At 74.7% G+C, this 3314-nt stretch carries 2 protein-coding genes; both read left to right on the top strand.

Going from position 1 to position 3314, the window contains the following annotated elements; all coding sequences use genetic code 11:
* A partial coding sequence (locus D471_RS0101040; RefSeq protein WP_017596908.1) for a UrvD/REP family ATP-dependent DNA helicase occupies window positions 1-1741 on the top strand: 1741 nt, incomplete at its 5' end.
* Window positions 1742-1805: 64 nt separating this feature from the next.
* On the top strand, window positions 1806-3314 hold a 1509-nt coding region (locus tag D471_RS0101035; protein WP_017596907.1), incomplete at its 3' end, for an ATP-dependent helicase.

The following is a 3314-nucleotide window of genomic DNA, read 5'->3' as shown; positions in this document are numbered from 1 at the left end:
CGCTGGGGAGGCCGCCGAAAGCACCACGGGGGAGGCCGCCGACGGTGTCCACCCCGACGGCTACCGACCCGCCGCGCGCCTGCTCGTGGACGCGCTGCGCGACCCCCGCGAGCTCGCCCTGGTCGCCCCGGAGGTCGCCGCGCCCGCCCTCCGTATCGCCGAGGCACTGTCCACCGTCCGGACCCTGACCGCCCAGGGCGCCGACGCCGAACAGGTCCTGTGGCGGCTGTGGCGCGACAGCGGCCTCGCCGACCGCCTCCTGCGCGCCAGCCAGGCGGGCGGCCGCAGGGGAGCCTCCGCCGACCGCGACCTGGACGCCGTCGTCGCCCTCTTCGAGAGCGCCGCCCGCTACTGCGACCGCCTGCCCCCCGGCGCCCCCGCCGGTTTCCTGGAGGACCTCGCCGCCCAGGAGATCCCCGGCGACAGCCTCGCCGAGCGCGCGCCCGAGGGCGAGGCGGTGCGCATCCTCACCGCCCACCGTTCCAAGGGTCTGGAGTGGGGGCTGGTCGTGGTGGCCGGGGCACAGGAGGGCGATTGGCCCGACCTGCGGCTGCGCGGCTCGCTCCTGGGCGTCGAGGAGCTCGTCGACGCCGACGTCCACTCCGCCGACACCTCCGGCGCCGCCCTGGCCTCCAAGCTCCTGGACGAGGAGCGCCGCCTGTTCTACGTCGCGCTCACCCGCGCCCGGCACACGCTGGTCGTCACGGCCGTGGGCGGTGAGGAGAGCGACGAGCGCCCCTCGCGCTTCCTCACGGAGATGGGCGTGGGCGATCCCGAGCCGGTCAGCACCGGCCGCCGCTGGCTCTCCCTGCCCGCGCTCGTCGCCGACCTGCGCTCGGTGGTCACCGACCCCTCCGCGCCCGACCCGCTGCGCGAGGCCGCCGCCGCCCACCTGGCCCGCCTGGCCGAGGAGGGCGTGCGCGGCGCCGACCCGTCCGAGTGGTACGCGCTCACCCCCTTCACCGACGACCGGCCGCTGGCGGGGGAGGAGGACACCATCCGCGTCTCCCCGTCCCAGGTGGAGAGTTTCACCAACTGCCAGCTGCGGTGGCTGCTCGAACGCGCCGCCGGGGCCTCCTCCGGCGACTCCGCCTCCGCCCTCGGCACGGTCGTGCACGCCGTCGCCGTCCTGGTCGCCCGCGGCAGCTCGCCGGACGAGATCCACAAGCGCATGGACGAGATCTGGTCCGACCTGGACTTCGGCGGTCCCTGGCAGGCCGACAAGCAGCGCGAGCGCGCCGACGAGATGGTCGGCAAGCTCCTGGACTGGGACGCCGCCAACGACCGGGAGCTGGTCGTCACCGAGGAGGGTTTCAGGGTGGACGTCGGCGGCATCGAGATCACCGGTCGCGTCGACCGCCTCGAGCGCGACGCCCAGGGACGCGCGGTCGTCGTCGACATCAAGACCGGGGGCACCAAGGCCGACGACCTGGCCCGCCACCCCCAGCTCGGCGTCTACCAGATGGCCGTGCTCAGGGGCGCCTTCGCCAAGCTCGGCCTCGCCGAACCCGGTGGCGCCGCCCTCGTCCAGGTCGGCGGCGCCGCCCTCGCCCGCAAGGCGCGCGAGCAACCCCAGCCCCCGCTCGGCGAGGACCCCGACCCCGAGTGGGCCGGGACGCTGGTGCGCGAGGTCGCCGCCGGGATGGGCGGTGCCCGTTTCGCCGCCACCCGCAACAAGGGCTGCAACGCGTGCGCCGTGCGCGCCTGCTGCCCCGTGCAGGACGAAGGCCGACATGTGTGAACCCCCACCCCCGCCACGTTGAGGACGCCGTCACCGAACCTCCCCCACCACCCCGAGAGCCACCATGTCTGAACCCCTGACCGACCCGGCCGACCCCGCGCCGACGTCCCCCCGCCTGACCCCCGCCGAACTGGCCCGACTGCTCGGCCAGCCCGAGCCCACCGCCGAGCAGTCCGAGGTCGTCTCCGCGCCGTTGGAACCGGGCGTGGTCATCGCGGGCGCGGGGTCGGGCAAGAGCGAGACCATGGCCTCCCGCGTGGTGTGGCTGGTCGCCAACGGGCACGTGCGCCCCGAACAGGTGCTCGGCCTGACCTTCACCCGCAAGGCCACCGCCGAGCTGGCCGAACGCGTCCGCAAGCGGCTCGACCAGCTGCGCGCCACCGAACAGCTGCCATCCGAGGTGCTCGACGGTGAGCCCACCGTGTCCACCTACAACGCCTACGCCGGGCGGATCGTCTCCGACCACGCCCTGCGCGAGGCGGTCGAGCCCACCGCCCGTCTGCTCAGCGAGGGACAGTCCTGGCAGCTGGCCGCGCGGATCGTCGGCGAGTACGACGGGCCGATGGACCACATCACCGTCGGGGCCGACACCGTCACCCAGCGGGTCCTGCACCTGTCCGGGGAGATCGCCGACCACCTGACCACCACCGACCGGGTGCGCGGGATCGGCCGGTGGATCCAGGCCGAGGTCGACACGATGACCCGCAAGCCCACCAAGGAGACCCGGGACCTGGTCGCCGCCCAGCGCCGCCGCGAACAGCTCCTGCCGCTGGTCGACCGGTACAACCACGCCAAGCACGTCCGCGAGGCGATGGATTTCGGCGACCAGATGGCGTTGGCCGCGCGCATCGCGGAGAACCACCCCGAAGTCGGGCTGATCGAGCGCGGCCGGTTCCGCGTCGTGCTCCTGGACGAGTACCAGGACACCAGCCACGCCCAGCTCGTCCTGCTCAGGTCCCTGTTCGGGGAGGGGCACCCGGTCACCGCCGTCGGCGACCCCTGCCAGTCCATCTACGGGTGGCGGGGCGCGATCGCGGCCAACCTCACCCGGTTCCCCACCGACTTCCCGACCGCCCCGGGGCGACCCGCCCCCGTACGCCGCCTGTCCACGAGCTTCCGTAACGGCGAACGCGTGCTGGGCGTGGCCGAGCGGATCTCCGAGCCGCTGCGCGCGGAGGCCGCGGAGGTCCCCGTCCTGCACCCAGGGCCGGCCAGGCGGGGGCGCGGCACCGCCCTGGCCGCGCTGTTCTCCACCGAGAGCGAGGAGGCCGCCTGGATCGCCGAGCAGGTGCACAGCCTCGTCCACGCCCGGCCGGGGGAGCCGGGCGACGCGCACACCGCACCCGACTTCCTTCCGTGGCCGAACGGTGAGTCCGGAAACGGCGAGGACGGCGGGATCAGCCCGGGCGACGTCGCCGTCCTGTGCCGTAAACGATCCCAGTTCCCGCCGCTGCGGGAGGCCCTGGAGGCGCGCGGCATCCCCGTCGAGGTGGTCGGGCTCGGCGGGCTCATGCTCGTGCCCGAGGTACGCGACATCATCGCCACCCTGCGCGTGGTGCACGACGCCTCGGCG

The organism is Nocardiopsis lucentensis DSM 44048 (assembly GCF_000341125.1).
Lineage (GTDB): Bacteria > Actinomycetota > Actinomycetes > Streptosporangiales > Streptosporangiaceae > Nocardiopsis > Nocardiopsis lucentensis.
Note: the sequence above shows the minus strand (reverse complement) of the source record. Positions and strands in the feature narration are given on the sequence as shown.